Origin of the sequence: Streptosporangium sp. DT93, assembly GCF_049844535.1 — a bacterium.
GTDB lineage: Bacteria > Actinomycetota > Actinomycetes > Streptosporangiales > Streptosporangiaceae > Streptosporangium.
In genome coordinates, this window is record NZ_JBNCLF010000005.1 from 26,257 (window position 1) to 41,890 (window position 15,634).

17 protein-coding genes and 1 tRNA gene are annotated in these 15,634 nt (G+C 71.6%); 10 read left to right on the forward strand and 8 right to left on the reverse strand.

Features of this window, described 5'->3' with window-relative positions; all coding sequences use genetic code 11:
* Positions 1 to 16: 16 nt before the first annotated feature.
* Both ACLQ2R_RS12850 and ACLQ2R_RS12855 read right to left on the reverse strand, forming a co-directional pair.
* Positions 17 to 796, reverse strand: a complete 780-nt coding sequence (locus ACLQ2R_RS12850; protein ID WP_425959700.1) for a neutral zinc metallopeptidase — start codon at positions 794 to 796, stop codon at positions 17 to 19.
* Positions 797 to 892: 96 nt separating this feature from the next.
* On the reverse strand, positions 893 to 1,918 hold the full coding sequence (locus ACLQ2R_RS12855) for a M48 family metallopeptidase (protein WP_425959701.1): 1,026 nt from the start codon (positions 1,916 to 1,918) through the stop codon (positions 893 to 895).
* Positions 1,919 to 1,992: 74 nt separating this feature from the next.
* On the opposite strand from ACLQ2R_RS12855, the gene nadD reads away from it, so the two are divergent.
* The 5 genes from nadD to ACLQ2R_RS12880 all read left to right on the forward strand — a co-directional run bounded on the left by nadD (position 1,993) and on the right by ACLQ2R_RS12880 (position 6,000).
* Entirely contained in the window at positions 1,993 to 2,613 is a 621-nt protein-coding gene (gene nadD, locus ACLQ2R_RS12860; protein WP_425959702.1) for a nicotinate-nucleotide adenylyltransferase, read from the forward strand.
* 491 nt (positions 2,614 to 3,104) lie between these two features.
* A complete protein-coding gene (locus ACLQ2R_RS12865; protein ID WP_425959703.1) occupies positions 3,105 to 3,500 on the forward strand; it encodes a PASTA domain-containing protein in 396 nt (131 codons plus the stop codon).
* 1,085 nt (positions 3,501 to 4,585) lie between these two features.
* On the forward strand, positions 4,586 to 4,993 hold the full coding sequence (gene rsfS, locus ACLQ2R_RS12870; RefSeq protein WP_344895858.1) for a ribosome silencing factor: 408 nt from the start codon (positions 4,586 to 4,588) through the stop codon (positions 4,991 to 4,993).
* Entirely contained in the window at positions 4,990 to 5,643 is a 654-nt protein-coding gene (locus ACLQ2R_RS12875; protein ID WP_425959704.1) for a histidine phosphatase family protein, read from the forward strand. The genes rsfS and ACLQ2R_RS12875 overlap by 4 nt, the downstream gene beginning before the upstream one ends.
* 284 nt (positions 5,644 to 5,927) lie before the next feature.
* Positions 5,928 to 6,000 (forward strand) — tRNA-Ala (locus ACLQ2R_RS12880).
* 104 nt (positions 6,001 to 6,104) lie between these two features.
* Here ACLQ2R_RS12880 and ACLQ2R_RS12885 read toward each other — a convergent pair.
* The 4 genes from ACLQ2R_RS12885 to ACLQ2R_RS12900 form a co-directional block, all read right to left on the reverse strand.
* Complete coding sequence (locus tag ACLQ2R_RS12885) at positions 6,105 to 6,671, reverse strand: hypothetical protein (protein WP_425959705.1); 567 nt, start codon at positions 6,669 to 6,671, stop codon at positions 6,105 to 6,107.
* 418 nt (positions 6,672 to 7,089) lie between these two features.
* The gene (locus ACLQ2R_RS12890; protein WP_425959706.1) at positions 7,090 to 8,406 is read right to left on the reverse strand and encodes a sensor histidine kinase; all 1,317 of its coding nucleotides are present in this window, start codon (positions 8,404 to 8,406) and stop codon (positions 7,090 to 7,092) included.
* Complete coding sequence (locus tag ACLQ2R_RS12895; protein WP_425959707.1) at positions 8,403 to 9,080, reverse strand: response regulator transcription factor; 678 nt, start codon at positions 9,078 to 9,080, stop codon at positions 8,403 to 8,405. The genes ACLQ2R_RS12890 and ACLQ2R_RS12895 overlap by 4 nt, the downstream gene beginning before the upstream one ends.
* A gap of 43 nt (positions 9,081 to 9,123) precedes the next feature.
* Complete coding sequence (locus ACLQ2R_RS12900) at positions 9,124 to 9,657, reverse strand: hypothetical protein (RefSeq protein ID WP_425959708.1); 534 nt, start codon at positions 9,655 to 9,657, stop codon at positions 9,124 to 9,126.
* Between ACLQ2R_RS12900 and ACLQ2R_RS12905 the strand changes: the two genes are divergently transcribed.
* Positions 9,647 to 9,847: a hypothetical protein gene (locus ACLQ2R_RS12905; RefSeq protein ID WP_425959709.1), complete on the forward strand. Its 201-nt coding sequence runs from the start codon at positions 9,647 to 9,649 to the stop codon at positions 9,845 to 9,847. The two genes, ACLQ2R_RS12900 and ACLQ2R_RS12905, sit on opposite strands and share 11 nt — an antisense overlap.
* A gap of 43 nt (positions 9,848 to 9,890) precedes the next feature.
* Here ACLQ2R_RS12905 and ACLQ2R_RS12910 read toward each other — a convergent pair whose 3' ends face one another.
* Positions 9,891 to 11,009 (reverse strand): DNA glycosylase AlkZ-like family protein, encoded by a 1,119-nt coding sequence (locus ACLQ2R_RS12910; RefSeq protein ID WP_425959710.1) that lies wholly within the window; start codon positions 11,007 to 11,009, stop codon positions 9,891 to 9,893.
* 350 nt (positions 11,010 to 11,359) lie between these two features.
* Here ACLQ2R_RS12910 and ACLQ2R_RS12915 point away from each other — a divergent pair, with 350 nt between their 5' ends.
* Positions 11,360 to 13,123, forward strand: coding sequence for a PQQ-dependent sugar dehydrogenase (locus ACLQ2R_RS12915; protein ID WP_425959711.1), 1,764 nt, complete (start codon positions 11,360 to 11,362; stop codon positions 13,121 to 13,123).
* Positions 13,124 to 13,197: 74 nt separating this feature from the next.
* Here the strand turns inward: ACLQ2R_RS12915 and ACLQ2R_RS12920 are convergent, their stop codons facing one another.
* Positions 13,198 to 13,785: a DUF523 domain-containing protein gene (locus tag ACLQ2R_RS12920; protein WP_425959712.1), complete on the reverse strand. Its 588-nt coding sequence runs from the start codon at positions 13,783 to 13,785 to the stop codon at positions 13,198 to 13,200.
* A gap of 106 nt (positions 13,786 to 13,891) precedes the next feature.
* On the opposite strand from ACLQ2R_RS12920, the gene ACLQ2R_RS12925 reads away from it, so the two are divergent.
* The 3 genes from ACLQ2R_RS12925 (at position 13,892) to ACLQ2R_RS12935 (ending at position 15,390) form a co-directional block, all read left to right on the forward strand.
* A complete protein-coding gene (locus ACLQ2R_RS12925; RefSeq protein WP_425959713.1) occupies positions 13,892 to 14,254 on the forward strand; it encodes a hypothetical protein in 363 nt (120 codons plus the stop codon).
* Positions 14,251 to 14,631, forward strand: a complete 381-nt coding sequence (locus ACLQ2R_RS12930) for a hypothetical protein (RefSeq protein ID WP_425959714.1) — start codon at positions 14,251 to 14,253, stop codon at positions 14,629 to 14,631. The genes ACLQ2R_RS12925 and ACLQ2R_RS12930 overlap by 4 nt, the downstream gene beginning before the upstream one ends.
* A gap of 66 nt (positions 14,632 to 14,697) precedes the next feature.
* Positions 14,698 to 15,390, forward strand: a complete 693-nt coding sequence (locus tag ACLQ2R_RS12935) for an SRPBCC family protein (protein ID WP_425959715.1) — start codon at positions 14,698 to 14,700, stop codon at positions 15,388 to 15,390.
* Positions 15,391 to 15,634: the final 244 nt, after the last annotated feature.

Genomic DNA, 15,634 nt, shown 5'->3' on the forward strand with positions numbered 1-15,634 from the left:
GGGGCCGGGGGTGCGTTCAGGCGACCTTGGAGGAGGGGGCGATCCAGGTGTTGCAGGCGGCCAGGTCGCTCTCGGCATAGCCGCGAGCCACCCAGGCGGCCCGGCTGGAGCCCTTGCCGTACGTCCGGGCCTCACCCTTGAGGTCGCCGTTCTCCTTCAGACCGCTCAGCAGCCTCTTCCAGTCCCCGCTGCCACGGCCGAGAGAATCCTGGACACTGTGGAGGAACACGCCACCCAGGCAGTCGGCGTACAGGTTGAAACGCCGGATCTGCTCGTTCATCTCGCTCTTGTTCGCGTACGGTGTCTTGTCGAACGCCGCGTAGATGCCGGACAGGGACGCCAGGTGGTACCCGTACAGCGCGGCCGTGTGGTGGAGCAGCCAGAGATCGTCGGTGTCCCGAAGCCAGTCCTTGCCGATCCGCATCATGATCGTTCGCGACTGGTTGCAGTAGAGGGAGTACGATCCCGGGTCCTTCTCGAAGGTGAAGCCGCAGTACTTCTTGGGCAGCTTGTCGAGGAACTCGATCTTCGGCGCGCTGAACGACATCCCCGCCGTGGTGAGGTGCCCTTCCCACGAGGTGTTCAGGCAGCCGAGGATCGCCTGTATGTACCGCTTGGCCTGCGCGCGTGAACCGTCCTTGATCGGAGGCTCGGCGCAGGTGGAGGCCGCGAGCACGCCCGACTCGTACAGGGCGTTCCTCTTCAGGGCCGGGTTCTTGATCGGGTAGGCGTGTGCCGTGCCGGTGAGGAGCATCACGGCCACCCCGGCCATGGCGAAGATCGTGCGGATTCTCATGGTCAACGATGGTAGAGGTAATTTCTTCGCATCGAGGACGTAAAAAACGAAGGGCCCGGGTGTGCGATGCCCGGACCCTTTTGGTGGCGCTCTCCGTCAATTTCCATCGCGGCGGGAGAAGCGGTTGAAGATGCGCTCCCCGGCGTTGACGGCGCCCTCGGCCACATCGCGCAGCACGCCGATGAACGGGTCCTGCGACTGCGACCAGGATTCCCGGTAGGAACGGGCGGCGGCCTTGATCTCCTCGGAGATCTTCGCGTTGGAGTCGTCGGCGCGGCGGGGATACTCGCCGGCGACGATCCTGGCGTACTCGCCGCCACGGCTCCACCTGTCGAGTTCGGCCACCCGGGAGACGGCGAACGGGTGGGTGGTGCCCAGCAGGTTGAGGACCTTGAGCAGGCCGTCGCGGACGTCGCCGGCGGTGTCGTACTCGCGGGCCTGGTCGAGGAACGCCTCGACGTTCATCTCGTGCAGGCGCGAGCCCCCGGCGAGCTTCATCAGGGCGCGCATCGCCGCGTCCGGGTCCTGGCCGCAGAGCAGGCCGCCACGGTCGGCGGAGAGCTCGGACTTGCGGTGCCACTCCTCCAGGCCGGCCACGATCGCGCGCAGGCCGATGTAGCCGAGCGGGATCCAGGCCACCCGGCTGGCGAGACGGGTGAGGATGTCGAGCATGGTGCGGTACACCGCGTGGCCCGACAGGATGTGGGCGGTCTCGTGGCCGATCGCGAAGCGCTGCTCCTCGGAGTCCATCAGGTCGAGAAGACCGGTGGTGACGACGATGAACGGGTCGTCGAAGCCGATCGCCTTCGCCTGCACCAGCGGGCTCTGCTGGACGTAGACCTCGGGAATGCGGTGCAGGTCGAGCGTGTAGGCCGCGTCGCGGCCCATGTCGTGCAGGGCTCGGAACTGCGTGTCGCTGGTCCGTACGGCCGAGGCGAGGTAGATCAGGCGCAGCCGGCGCTCGCTGACCAGGCCGGACATCTGCTTGAGCACCGTGTCGAATCCGCTGAGCGATCGCAGGGCGACCAGCGCGGACCTGTCGGCGGGATGTTCGTAGGCGCGTGAACTGATGCCGGGAAGCTGCACGCGGTTGCGATCCGGGGTGGTGGTCATGTCCGGCATGCTACGTCGGCCTCGCCTGCCCCGCGCGGGGGGTGATTAAAAGCCGGGTGCGGCTTGAGCGTAAGGTCCGTTTCATGATGAACGCGGCCACCGGAGGGGCCAGGCGGCGCCTGGGCGTCATGGGCGGCACCTTCGACCCCATCCATCACGGTCACCTGGTCGCGGCCAGCGAGGTGGCCCACCACTTCGATCTCGACGAAGTGGTCTTCGTGCCGACCGGGCAGCCGTGGCAGAAGGCCGACAAGACCGTCTCGGCCGCCGAGGACCGCTATCTGATGACGGTCATCGCCACCGCCTCCAACCCGCGTTTCTCGGTGAGCCGCGTCGACATCGACCGGCCCGGCCCGACCTTCACCATCGACACGCTCCGGGAGATCTCCGCCGCCCGGGGGCCCGACGTGGATCTCTACTTCATCACCGGCGCCGACGCGCTCGCCCAGATCCTGAGCTGGCACAACGTCGACGAGCTGTTCACCATCGCCCACTTCGTGGGGGCCACCAGGCCCGGCCACGTGCTGCGGGATCCGGGCCTGCCCCGGGGCAAGGTCAGCCTGGTGGAGATCCCCGCGCTGTCGATCTCCTCGTCCGAGTGCCGCGACCGGGTGGGCTCGGGGGAGCCGATCTGGTACCTCGTCCCCGACGGCATCGTCCAGTACATCAACAAGCGCGGCCTCTACAGCGACAAACCACTCTGAGAAGTTCGAACGCAACAGGTCACGCGGCCACTTCGGAGCGGCGCCGCCGAACCGCACGAAGCCCTGTCCCCACGAGGGCGAGGTTCGGTGGCGTGGCCACGGCCGCGGACGATCGACCAGGCGCCGTCGGCCTTGACGGTGAACGCGGTGGTCCTGTCGAACGGGGCGGTCCCCTTGGGGCGCCGATCTCGTCGGCAGGAGGATTGTCCTCGCGGCCCGACGGGGTGAGGGTCCGTGATGCGCGGCACGCGTGTCGCGGCGGACGACCTTTTCGTCGCACGGGTGACGGCCTGAGACGCCGCGTTTCGCGATCTGTGGCCCGTCCTGTCCGGGAAACGCCGACGCTCGCGTGATGCCGCGAACACGACGGAGGGGCGGCACTCTGCTCTCAGGGACACCAGGAGCTCCAACAGAACCCCGCTCACCGGCCAACCCGTGGCCCTCCTCGGCCGTCCACACCTACCCATCCGTCCCAGCACGGGAGCGCCCGAATGAGATTCACCGACTCGATCGTCGTCGCCGCGGTCGTCGCCGCTCTCGCCGGATGCGGTGCGAGTGCCGCGGCGCCCGCCGTGACCGTCACCGCGCCGGCACCCGTGAGGACGAGCACCGAGCCGGACGACACGGAACCCGCCCCCGCCGGGAAGCAGGAGGAGCCGGCGGTGAGGAAGGTGCTGCCGGACGTCGTCGGGATGAACCTGCAGAAAGGGCAGGACGCGATGCAGGCGGCCGGGTTCCATGTCCTGAACGACAAGGACGCCACCGGGCAGAACAGGTTTCAGGTGTACGACCGCAACTGGGTAGTGACCAGGCAGTCGCCCGCCGCCGGACGGAAGGTGCCGGTCGACACGCTGATCACCCTGTACGCGAAGAAGATCGGCGAGTAGGCGAAGGCGCCGCCGGGCGCTCCACAGGTTCTCGAAGGTAGGCAGCAGACGGTCGTACATCACGCTGCCGTTCCCGAATACGAAACAGGGTGAGTTGCGTCCGTGCGCGCTCGATGAATATGGAGTGAAATAGGCGAAATGGTCGGTGATAATTGCCCGGCAGGTGTGGGGAGCATCGAAAAGGCGCATCTCCACCTCCGGATTGGCGGCGACCACCGCCGAGAGGTAGGCGATGTTGGCCGACACCTGCTTGGCCGGCAGGCCGGACTCGAAGCCCGGGTCGACGCGCCGCATCTCCTCCTCCCGGCTCTCGAGCCAGCGTCCCGGATCGGCCGGGTCGGGCAGCAGGATCTGCACCGACCGCAGCCGTGTGTGCCGCTGCCGCCACACCTCCTGGAAGCTGTCACGGGTCAGTTCGTCGCCCCGTCCGGCCAGCACCTTGATCCAGCGGGCCGCGCGCAGATCGGCCGCGAGAGCGGTACTGGCCGCCGACCGTTTCTTGTAGGCGCGCACGACCCCCAGCCCCGACACGCGGGACAACAGCCGCAGCGGCAACGTGGAGCATGTGCCGGGCGCTCGCGCCGACCCGGCATCAGCCGGGTCCGGCCTGCGGCTCCGCCTGCCATCGCGGCCTGATCTCGGCCACCGACCCTGCCGACCCATCTACCGGCAACCCGGCGGCACGCCTGTTGTTCACCATGATCGAACGTCTGGCGATCCTCGCCACACGTAGATCGACGATCACACACATCACCGGCCACGGCCAACCATGCACGAGGTCGTAAGTCACAGCGCACTTCACGGGGATTCGCTATGATTCGAGAAGTTTGCCTGATACGGGTATCCGCAGTTCATCCGGTATGAGGGTCGAACTTCCCGGATCACCCCCGGCAGGTACGGCCGTCTCGGCCGCCAAGCGTGGCCCCGGCCGTGAAGGACGAACCCGATCAAGCCGCCGATCCGCCCGCGGCGTGGAATCGGGCGGCATACGACAGGCGTTGTTCGAACTGTGGCTCTTCAATGAGCGCCCGATCGGGCACCCTGATAGGTGACAGCGCCGACTAGCAGGAGGACTGACCCACACCGTGACAGCAACCGACAGATCCGTCCAGCTCGTCAGGCTCGCCGCCGAGGCGGCCGCGGACAAACTGGCCGATGACATCCTGGCCTACGACGTGAGCGACCAGCTCGTCATCACCGACGCGTTCGTGCTCTGCTCCGCCACCAACGACCGCCAGGTCCGCGCCATCGTCGACGAGATCGAGGACCGGCTGCGGATCGAGGCCGACGTCAAGCCCGTCCGCCGCGAGGGCGAGCGCGAGGGCCGCTGGGTCCTGCTGGACTACATCGACATCGTCGTGCACGTCCAGCACGAGGAGGACCGCACCTTCTACGCGCTGGAGCGCCTGTGGAAGGACTGCCCCTCCATCTCGCTGCCGGACAGCGTCACCCAGGTCGCCGCCCAGCGCGCTCGCGGGACGGTAGCTGAGTGAGCCCCCGTGTCGTCTGCCTCAGGCACGGCCAGACGCTGTGGAACGTCGAGCACCGGTTCCAGGGGCACAGCGACATCCCGCTCGACGAGACCGGGGTCGCGCAGGCCGCCCGCGCGGCCTCGCTGCTCGCCGCGCTCCGCCCCAGCATGATCGTCTCCTCCGATCTCCAGCGGGCCTTCGACACCGCCTCGGCGCTGGCGCGGGTCACCGGGCTGGAGGTCAAGGTCGACAAGGAGCTGCGCGAGCGGGGAGGCGGCGAGTGGGAGGGGCTCGTCCGCGAGGAGATCGCCGAGAAGTGGCCCCGGGAGTTCGTCAACTGGGAGGCGCCGGGCGGTGAGCTGGTCGCCGACGTCGCGGTGCGGGTGTCGTCGTCCATCCGCCGCTGGGCGGCCGAACTCGACTCCGACGGTCTGCTCGTGGTCGTCTCCCACGGGGCGGCGATCCGGCTCGGCATCGCCATGCTGATGAACCTGCCCGAGGAGCTCTGGCCCGCCCTGGGCGGCCTGGGGAACTGCTCGTGGTCGGTGCTGGAGCAGTCCCGCAAGGGCTGGCGCCTGATGGAGCACAACGCCGGCACCCTTCCGGAGCCGGTCAGGAGCGACGACAGCCCCGAGGCCACCGAGGACGAGCCCGGGATCGTCCGGGGGTAGCCCGGCCGCGACCCCGGCCCGGTCCTGCCTGGCCCGGTCCTGCCCGATCCCGCTCGGCCCGGTCTTCCTGGTCCGATGCTGTCAGGCCCGGTTCTGCCCGGTCTGGGGCTTGGTCCGGTCCGTGTCCGCCGGGCTCGCCGGGTCCGCCGTGGCGGGCGGACCGGCCCGTCCCGGCGTACGCCCGGAGACCGTCGCGGGACGCCCGGCCGTCGATTAGGCGAACACGCCGGTGTCCTTATATGCTTCCCGAGCGCCGCGACGAGAGCACTCGCAGCGGTGGCCAAGGGGCTATGGCGCAGCTGGTAGCGCGCCTCCATGGCATGGAGGAGGTCTGGGGTTCGAATCCCCATAGCTCCACCCCCGGCCGTTCTCGGAACGGCATGAAAGCGGTTCACGAGATCCCGCCCGGTCGAGCCGACCGGGCGGGATCTCGCTTTTCCCTGCCGTCCTCCGGGGCGCCGTCAGCAGCCGAGGGTGGCGGTCGTCCGGGGCCTGCCCGAGGCGGGATCCAAGGTCACGGGGAAGATCCGCCCGTCGACCACCCGGATCTCGAACGAACCCGGTCCGGTCCACGTGACCGCGTCGAAGGCGTCGTCGGGTACGTCGTCGTTGAAGCAGCCGACATCCCACTCCCTGCTGAGCGGCCCGCCGTCCCTGCGGAGGCTGAGCCGCATCACCGCGTCCGGCCCGAGGCCCGCCAGCGACCGCTGGAGCCGGATCCTGTACGGGTCCGGCCCGTCGACGAAGCCCACCTCCTTGGTGGTGGCGAACGTCAGGGCGAGTGATCCCGCGAGCAGCGCGACACCCGCGCCCAGCCCGGCGAGAAGGAAGATCACAACGCGTAGCCACATCCACCTCAGTCCGGCGGCGGCCAGTGCCGCCAGGAGGCAGGCCAGTGTGCCGAGCGCGAACGGACGGTTCAGATGTTCCCTCAGGAGCACCAGGTCGGAGTCATGGAAGTACACCAGTGTCGCGAGGCCGCCCGCGCAGAGCGAGGCGGCCGACAGCGCGAGTGAGCGAGGAGGCATCGCGGGTCCCGTCGGTGAGGCGCAACCGCGATCATGACAGCACCGCGGTGCCGTGGCCGCGGAGTGCACGGAATCTCGACGAAACCCTCGCAACCCCGCGATCTTCACGATCCTCGCGACTCCCACCACCCTCCGGGAGCTTCGGAGAACCTCGCGAGGCACGGCCGGTGGAGTCCCCGGCTCGCCGCCTCGAACCGGCCACGTGTCCTCCGTCTGAACGCGTGGCCGGCACGACGCGGCGAGCCGGAAACCGCGGACGCGGGTGAGGCGCGCGGTCTCCCCACGATCGCGCATCCGTGGTGCGGAGAAAGCCCTTTTCAGCCGCCCTTAAGGCGGGCTTATCCACGATCTAATCCGTGCCCGGCCACTTCCCGGGATCATCGGCCGCTTCCCGGGGTCACGGGCCGCTTCCCGGGGATCAGCCGCGCCCGCGGCGTGCCCGCATCCGCCCGTAGCGGCGGTCGTGCCGGTCGGTACGGAACCAGAGCTGGATCCCGGCGCCGCCCAGGGAGGAGACGTCGATGCGCAGTGTGCCGCCCGTGGACTCGGCGAGCCGGCGGGCGATGTCCAGGCCGAGCCCGGTGGACCCCGCGCCGCTGGTCCCGCGCCGCAGGGCGGCCTCGGGGTCGGCGATCCCGGGTCCCGCGTCGGCGATCAGCACCCCGACGGTTCCTGTGCCCTGGTGCAGGGTCACCGTGAACCCGGCGCCCTCGGGGGTGTGCCGGAAGACGTTGCCGAGCAGGGCGTCCACCACGGCGCCGAGCTCGGTGGCCGCGACCGGGACCCGGGCGGGCGAGGCGGCGCCGATCAGTTCCCAGGGGCGCCGCTGGTCCTCGGCGAGCGCCGACCAGAAGGTCAGCCGCTCGCGGAGCACCTCGGCGGCGTCGCAGTGGACGAGTTCCGGCGCACGGGAGGGCTGCCTGGCGGTGGCGATGATCTGGTCCACCTCGGCCTCCAGCCGGCCGAGTGCGTTCCTGCTCTGCTCGGCCTCGGGCCCCAGGTGTTCCAGGCTGAGCCGCAGGGCGGCCAGAGGGGTACGCAGCCGGTGTGACAGGTCGGCGGCCATCTCCCGTTCGGCGGCCAGCAACTGGACCACCCGGTCGGCCATGCTGTTGAAGGCCTCGCCCGCGGCGACCAGCTCCGGAGGCCCCTCAGGGTCGATGCGGACGCTGAGGTCCCCGGCGCCCAGCGCCCCGGCGGCCCGGCCCAGCCGTCGGGCCGAGCGCACCACGCGCACGCCCAGGCGGTCGCCGACCAGCAGGGATCCGGCCACCAGGGCCGCCGCCACCCCGCTCAGCACCGCCCACGAGGCGGTGACCCCCCGGGTCAGGTCTCCGGACGGGACGAAGACCTCGACGACCACGGTCCGGCCGCCGTCCAGGGCGACGGGACGGAGCAGCAGGCGGCCCGAGCCCAGTTCCGCGGTGACGGCCCGGGTCAGCCGGGAGGCCCCGGCCACCGTGGCGGCGGGGGCCCTGACGGTGCCCGCCGAGCCGCCGCCCGGCAGGTGGACACCGATCCGGTCCCGCGCGCCGGTGCTGAGCAGCGCGTGGGTCAGCCGGGCCGGATCGACGGTGATGGCCAGTACGGGCACCAGGGCGGACGCCTGCCGTTCCGCCTGGGCCATGGCCCGGTCGTGGGCGATCTCCCTGACGACCAGCCCGAGGGGGATGAGGAAGGCGAGGGCGACCATCGAGGTGCCCGCGACGGTGAGCAGCGCCAGGGTCCGCCTCACGACGGTGTGATCAGCATGACCCCCACGCCGCGTACGGTGTGCAGGTAGCGGGGGGAGGAGGCGCTCTCGCCGAGCTTGCGGCGCAGCCAGGACAGGTGGACGTCGATCGTCTGGTCGTCCCCGTAGGACTGCTGCCAGACCTCGGTGAGCAGTTCCTTGCGCGAGACCACCCGGTCGGCCCGGGCGGCCAGGTAGGCCAGCAGGTCGAACTCGCGCCTGGTCAGGGTGAGCGCCTGGTCGTCGAGGGCGGCCTCGCGCCGGTTCAGGTCCACGGTGAGCGCGCCGACGCGCAGCATCGCGGACGGTGTGGCGCTGCGCGCCCGGCGCAGCACGGCGTCCAGCCGGGCGTTCAGGTGGTCGCCGGAGAAGGGCTTGACGAGGTAGTCGTCGGCGCCGGCCTGGAGGAGGCGGACGATCTCCGCCTCGTCGTCCCTGGCCGTGGCCACGATCACCGGGACGCTGGAGATGCTGCGGACCATCTTGAGCGCCTCGGCCCCGTCGAGGTCGGGCAGGCCGAGGTCGAGGATCACCGCGTCCGGCGGGTTCTGGGAGATCTCCCGCAGGGCGTCCAGGGCGCGTCCCGCGCTGCGCACCGCGTGCCGGCGTCTGCCGAGTTCCTGAATGATCGCGGATCGCACGTACTCGTCATCTTCGACCACCAGAACCGTCGCCATGCCGTGTAACGGTAGTGAACAATGAGACAAATGACGTAATAATTCACGATATGCGGCAGACGCTGGGGTTCATCGCGGTGTGGTGCTGCGCCACGGTGCTGGCGGTCTCGGTCGCCTGGTTCGGCGTGCGCGACGTGCTGCGCAGCGAGGTCTCCGAGGACGCGGGCGTCGGGTCGCTCAACGCCGCCATCGGCCGTACCGGCCAGGGAGAGCCCCCGCCGGGGATGCCGACCGGGCCGCCCGGCGTGACCGCACCCTCCGGCTCCTCCGGCCGGACCCCGGCACCGGGTCCCGCTCCCTCCGGCTCCCGGAGCGCCGGGCCGCGCACGGCCCGCTCCCCGTCGGGGAGCGTCGCGTCGCCGGAGCGGACGCGGCGGGCCGGGGCCCGTCCCGGGACATCAACGGCACCGACGGCACCGACGGCACCGACGGCATCGGCCGCGTCGGCGAGGACGAGGGCGCCGGCGGCGTCGCCGTCCCGCTCCGGCCGGGCCGCCGGGGCGTCGGCCACCCCCGCACCGGCCGCCACCAGGACCAGATCGGTCTCGACCGAGAACCTGCGCGTGATGAACGTCAAGGGCGGTTCGGTCTCGTTCGCCATCGAGGACGGTGTCTGCCGTCTCATCACCGCCGCCCCCCGGGTGGGTTACGAGGCCAAGGTTGCCTCGGCCACCGGGTGGACCCGGGTCGACCTGGTCCGGGGGGCGCACGGCTCGGCGGTCTTCTGCATCGGCGCGGAGGGGCGTACCGACCTGTGGGAGTACTGAGGCGTGCCCGATGAACGACCTCGGTGGTGCCGGTGCGGCCGGGCTAGTGCTCCCAGGTGATCCTGGGTGCCTCGTCGCCGGTCGCCTTGGCGACGAGGCGGGCGCTCCTCTCGGCCTCCGCGCGCCGGGCGGGTGCCAGGGCGCCGAAGAGGGTGATCGTCACCTCGCGGTCCTGGCGGCGGTGGCGCCAGGTGCCGGCCACCTCGCCGTCCACCAGCAGCGCCCCCGGCCCGGAGAGGGCCTTCCAGACCCGCCGGCGCAGGTCGCCGTCGGGCACGAGCAGGGTCCGGTCGGCCTGGCGCAGGTACGGGTCGTGCGGGGGGACGAGGACCACCCCCTCGGCGTCGGGTGCCCGCCTCACCTCCTCCAGCAGCGCCTCGGGCAGGTCGTGGCGGCGGCCGTCGACCCGTACCCGGACCAGGTCGTCGCCCAGGTCCCTCCACAGGCCGGCGACGGTGGCGGTGTCGCTTCCCATCCAGTCGCGGAACAGGGTCCTGCCGGTCGGGCCGTTCACCCGGAAGTAGGCCCTCAGCAACGTCAGCCGCGGATCGTCGTCCTCCCCCCGGCCGTCGGGTTCCCCTCGCGCGGAGCCAGGAGCGGGGGCCGGGTGGAGCATGGTCACGCGTCCGTCCCCGGGGCCGACGACGATCCGCGCCCGGCACCCGGCCGCGCGGAACAGCGCGTCGGGGACGTGGTCGGCGTCGCAGCGCTCGCACCGGTTCACCAGCGAGGCCGGGACGCGGCCGTTCACCTCTCGGCTCGCCTCCGGCTTCGGGGTCGGGCCGGTCACCACGGCGCGCAGGGCGGCGGCCACCTCCTCGACCGCGCCGGCCCAGGCGGCTCCGCCCTCGTCCGACTCCCGGGGCGCGAGGGCCTCGCGGACGAGGTCCACCTCGTCCAGGCGGTGCACGTGCGGTGCTCCGCGCATCGTCCACATGCTCACCAGCGGCCCGCCGGGGGAGACGGCCTCGCTGACGCTCAGCGATCCGACACCGTCCGTGCGCTGGATCAGCGATCGCCCGGCGTCGGCCTGCCGGCCGTCCTGGAACCCCAGTAACAGCAGGTCGTCGAGCGTCTCCTCGGGGGACCGGCGGGCCAGGCCGTGCCGGTGCCACCTGAAGCCCAGCCATCGGGCCCTGTCCAGCGTGATCATGCCGCCCATCGGATCACTGTAGTACGGGGACGCGAGGGAGGGCCGAGAGCCGGAAGGACTGGGACATCGATGAAAGATTCACATTTTTTCCTGACAAATCAAGTCAAATCTTGACGATCAATACGGTCAGGGCGAAACTGGGCGGCAACCCGGGTGATCCGCGAACCCGTCGCACGCGAGCCGTGGACGACCCGCGGCGTGCGGGACCCGTCGCCCGGCGGCGGGCTCAGGCGGCGGGCGGGCCCGAAGGACGGGCGAGCGTACGGCGGCGTCGTCAACGCTGACAAACCCGGGCGTCACCGGCCGGGCACGGCCGTGAAGCGCAGGCCGCCGCGAAGAACCTCACCTCAAGGAGACTCATGAGATCAGAGGGACCCAGGACACGAAAGGCGCTCGGCGGCCTCGCCGCGACGGCCCTGGCACTGATGACGGCCGTCGCGACGGTGAGCCCGGCGGACGCGGCGACCCGCTACGAGGCCGAGAGCGCCCGCGTCTCCCAGGGCGTGGTCGAGTCCAACCACGCCGGTTACTCCGGCACGGGCTTCGTCAACGGCGACAACGTCGCGGGCTCCTACGTGGAGTGGACGGTCCAGGCGGCGAGCGCGGGCACCGTGACCGTGGCGCTGCGCTACGCCAACGGCTCGACGGGCGACCGGCCCGGCGACGTCGCGGTCAACGGCACGGTGGTCTCCGCGGCCCGCGCGTTCGGCCCGACCGGGGCCTGGAGCACCTGGTCGACCGCCACGCTCACGGTCGCGCTGCGGGCCGGCGCCAACACGATCCGGGTGACCTCGGCCGCCGCCGCCGGCCTCCCCAACCTCGACCACCTCGACCTGGAGACCGCCTCGGCGGACACCCGGCCCCCGACCACGCCGTCGGGCCTGACCCGGTCCACCGTCACCGCCACCACGGCGGCCCTGAGCTGGACCGCCTCCTCCGACGACACCGGCGTCACCTCCTACGAGGTGCGCAGCGGGAGCACCGTCTACGCCACCGTCACCGGCTCACCACCGGTCACCTCCGTCACGGTCACCGGCCTGGCGTGCGCCAGCCCGTACGCGCTGCACGTGGTGGCCAGGGACGCCGCGGGCAACGTCTCCGCCCAGAGCGGGACCGTCACCTTCACCACGGCGGCGTGCGGCGGCGGGGTGCCGTCGGGCATCACCCCGATCTCCACCGGCTGGACGGTCCCGTGGGGCGTGTCCTGGCTGCCGGACGGGCAGAGCGCGCTGGTCACCGAGCGCGACAGCTTCCGGGTGTACCGCACCTCCCTCTCGGGCACCAGGACACAGGTCGGCACCGTGCCCGACGCGGTCGGCACCGGCGGCGAGGGCGGCCTGCTGGGAGTCGCGGTGGACCCGAACTGGACGGCCAACCGCTACGTCTACCTCTTCCACACCGCCGCGGAGGGCAACCGGATCGTCCGGATGACCTATGACGGCACCTCGCTCGGCGGCTACACGGTCCTGGTGCAGGGCATCCCCAAGAACCGCTACCACAACGGCGGCCGGCTGGCCTTCGGCCCGGACGGGTACCTCTACGCCACCACCGGTGACGCGCAGGTCACCGCCAACGCGCAGAACCGCGCCTCGCTCGCCGGCAAGATCCTGCGGATGACCACCGCGGGGCAGCCCGCCCCGGGCAACCCGTTCGGCACGCTCGTCTACAGCTACGGCCACCGCAACCCGCAGGGCATCGCCTGGGACTCCCGGGGACGGCTGTGGCAGGCGGAGTTCGGCAACAACCAGTTCGACGAGCTCAACCTGATCAAGCCGGGCCTCAACTACGGCTGGCCCACCTGCGAGGGGACCTGCTCCGTGGCCGGCATGGAGAACCCCAAGCGCCAGTGGACGGTGAGCACCGCCTCGCCCAGCGCCGTCGCGGTCGTCGGCGACGCGGTCTACATGGCGGCGCAGCGCGGTGAGCGGCTCTGGCGGATCCCGCTGGGAACCGGTGAGACCACCGGCACGCCGGTCGCCTACTACGTGGGCTCCTACGGCCGGCTGCGCACCGTGGTCGCGGTGCCCGGGGCCGACCGGCTCTGGCTGACCACGACCAACGCCGACGCCAACGGGGGAGAGCCCGCCGGTTCCGACCGCATCTTCAGGGTCGACATCTCCTGACATCGGCCTCTCCGTGACACCGGCGCCGTCGAAGGGGCCGGTGTCACCGGGGGCGCCCGGTCACGGCGTCGGCGTCACGGCGCCGGCGTCACCGGAAACGCCTGATCGCCGTCGCCGTCGCCGTCGATGACGTCAGCGGCAGCGGTGCCGGCAGCGCCGGCGTCATCCGCCTCGGCGAGGGCGCACAGGCGCGCGGCGGCCTCGGCGATGCGCTCCTCGCCGAAGACCGCGATCCCCTCGCGCTCCAGCAGGGCGGTGGTGACGCCGCTGCCCGGCACCCGCCCGCCGCCGAAGGTGCCGTCGTGGACGGTCAGGCTGCCGCAGGAGGGGCTGCCCTCCTTGAGGATCGCCACCCGCGCGCCACAGGAGCGGGCGGCCTCCAGCGCGGCCCGCGCGCCGGCCACGAAGGACGCGGTGACGTCGGTGCCGTCGGCGGTCAGCACCCGGGCCGTCCCGGCGAGCACCGCCTCGCCCCCGGCGCCGCCCTCGATCTCCGCGGTCGGGCGCGGGACGGGCAGCCCGCCCTCCACCTCCGGGCAGAACGGGACGAGCCGCCCCTGCCGCCGCCAGTCGGCCAGCAGCGCGTCCTCGCTGGTCCTCGCCGCCCCGTCGTACCGAACCTTGCGCCCCATCAGGCAGGCGCTGACCAGGATCCTGTCCACCGGCCCACCGTAGTGGCGCGCGGGGAGCGGGGGCGCGGGGGCGGGGCAGTACCCTGCTGCTCATGTTCTCCGACTCCCCGGGCTCCGTGACCTCCGCGAGGCCTCGATGATCGGGCCGCTCGCGACGGGCCTGATCGTGCTGTCACTGGTGATCGGGCTGTGGGCCCTGCTGAACACCGCGCGCGACAGGGCGATGGGAAGGGTGCTGCCGGTCGCGCTCGCCGTGCTGGAGCTCGGCCTTCTCGTCCAGGCCGGCGTCGTCGTCGCCGCGCTGACACGGGGCGAGGGCCCGTCGGGGACGGCCACCCTCATCGGCTACCTCGCGGGCACCGTGCTGATCCCGCCGGTGGCCCTGTTCCTGGGGTACGCGGAGCGCTCGCGCTGGGGCTCCGCCGTGATCGCGGTCGCCGGTTGCGCGGTCGCCGGCATGGTGGGCCGGCTGCTCCAGGTCTGGCAGGGAACGGCGTGAGCGAGCCGGCGATCGGCACCGGTCCCGGGCGCGTGCTGGTGGCGGTCTACGGGGTGTTCGCCCTGGCGGCCGGGGCCCGCGCCGCCGTGCAGATCGCGACGCGGTTCGACGAGGCGCCGCTGGCCTACGCGCTGTCGGCGTTCGCCGCGGCCGTCTACGTGGTGCTCACCGTGGCCCTGGCCAGGGGGAACAGGACGCTCGCGCTGGTCGCCTGCGGGATCGAGCTGGCCGGGGTGCTCGTCGTCGGCACGCTCGGGCTGATCGACCCCGAGGCGTTCCCGCGGGCCACGGTCTGGTCGGGCTACGGGAGCGGGTACCTCTTCATCCCGCTCGTGCTGCCTTTGCTAGGACTTTACTGGCTTTTGCGACGCCGCTAGTTAGGGGTGTCCCTTCACGGGCAGCTCTGCTCTTCGAACCGACCAAACCACAAGGGAGGCACGGTCATGAGCACGATTGAACAGTCCGTTGACGTCAACGTCCCCATCCGGACCGCGTACAACCAGTGGACCCAGTTCGAGAGCTTTCCCGAATTCATGGAAGGCGTCGAGTCGATCAAGCAGCTGAGCGACACGCGCACCGCGTGGGTCGTGGAGATCGCCGGGGTTCACCGGGAGTTCGAGGCGGAGATAACCGAGCAGCACCCCGACGAGCGGGTGGCCTGGAAGTCCATCGAGCGGCCGCACCAGGCCGGCGTGGTGACCTTCCACCACCTCGGCCCGGACACCACCCGGGTCACGCTGCAGCTCGACTACGACCCCGAGGGGTTCGTCGAGACCGTGGGTGACTGGCTGCAGATCGTCCGGCTGCGCATCCGTGGCGACATGGAGCGTTTCAAGACCTTCATCGAGTCGCGCGGCAACGAGACCGGTGCCTGGCGCGGCGAGGTGCCCGGACCGCACGAGCGCGGCGCCGAGGGCGGCCCGACGGACGGCCCCGGTGTCGGCGGCGTCGGTGGTACCGGCGGTGTCGGCACCACGGGCGGTGTCGCGGGCTTCGACGAGCCCGCCCCGCCGCGTACGGTGGGCGACACCTTCCCGCCGGACTCCGCGCTTCCCCCTCCCGGCAGCACGCCGCTGCCGGGTGCCGGTCGTGGTCTCGGCGAGGAGCCGCCGCCCACCCCCGGGCCGCGTATCTGACACCCGCCCCGACCGCCCGGCGCCGGTGCGTGAGCATCCGGCGCCCGGGCCGGCCGGGTCGTCGGTGTCGTCCGTGTCGTCCGTGGCGCGGACCTCGGAGCCGGGGTCCGCGCCGCGTGTGAGAGAGCCGGGTCACGCCCTGTAAAGAGGGGCGGGGCCCGGCTTTCACGTTGTCAGCAATGTGCCGCAGAACCCGCCGGTCAGGAACAAACCAAGGTTTCAGTCCTGTTACAGTCGTGGTCAG

What these genes read in the sequence shown, in the direction of transcription:
- ACLQ2R_RS12935 (WP_425959715.1), top strand. Translation starts at nt 14,698, where the DNA reads ATGAGCACGATTGAACAGTCCGTTGACGTCAACGTCCCCATCCGGACC.
- ACLQ2R_RS12895 (WP_425959707.1), bottom strand. Translation starts at nt 9,080, where the DNA reads ATGGCGACGGTTCTGGTGGTCGAAGATGACGAGTACGTGCGATCCGCG.
- ACLQ2R_RS12905 (WP_425959709.1), top strand. Translation starts at nt 9,647, where the DNA reads ATGAACGTCAAGGGCGGTTCGGTCTCGTTCGCCATCGAGGACGGTGTC.
- ACLQ2R_RS12850 (WP_425959700.1), bottom strand. Translation starts at nt 796, where the DNA reads ATGAGAATCCGCACGATCTTCGCCATGGCCGGGGTGGCCGTGATGCTC.
- ACLQ2R_RS12925 (WP_425959713.1), top strand. Translation starts at nt 13,892, where the DNA reads ATGATCGGGCCGCTCGCGACGGGCCTGATCGTGCTGTCACTGGTGATC.
- nadD (WP_425959702.1), top strand. Translation starts at nt 1,993, where the DNA reads ATGATGAACGCGGCCACCGGAGGGGCCAGGCGGCGCCTGGGCGTCATG.
- ACLQ2R_RS12865 (WP_425959703.1), top strand. Translation starts at nt 3,105, where the DNA reads ATGAGATTCACCGACTCGATCGTCGTCGCCGCGGTCGTCGCCGCTCTC.
- ACLQ2R_RS12885 (WP_425959705.1), bottom strand. Translation starts at nt 6,671, where the DNA reads ATGCCTCCTCGCTCACTCGCGCTGTCGGCCGCCTCGCTCTGCGCGGGC.
- ACLQ2R_RS12855 (WP_425959701.1), bottom strand. Translation starts at nt 1,918, where the DNA reads ATGCCGGACATGACCACCACCCCGGATCGCAACCGCGTGCAGCTTCCC.
- ACLQ2R_RS12910 (WP_425959710.1), bottom strand. Translation starts at nt 11,009, where the DNA reads ATGGGCGGCATGATCACGCTGGACAGGGCCCGATGGCTGGGCTTCAGG.
- ACLQ2R_RS12915 (WP_425959711.1), top strand. Translation starts at nt 11,360, where the DNA reads ATGAGATCAGAGGGACCCAGGACACGAAAGGCGCTCGGCGGCCTCGCC.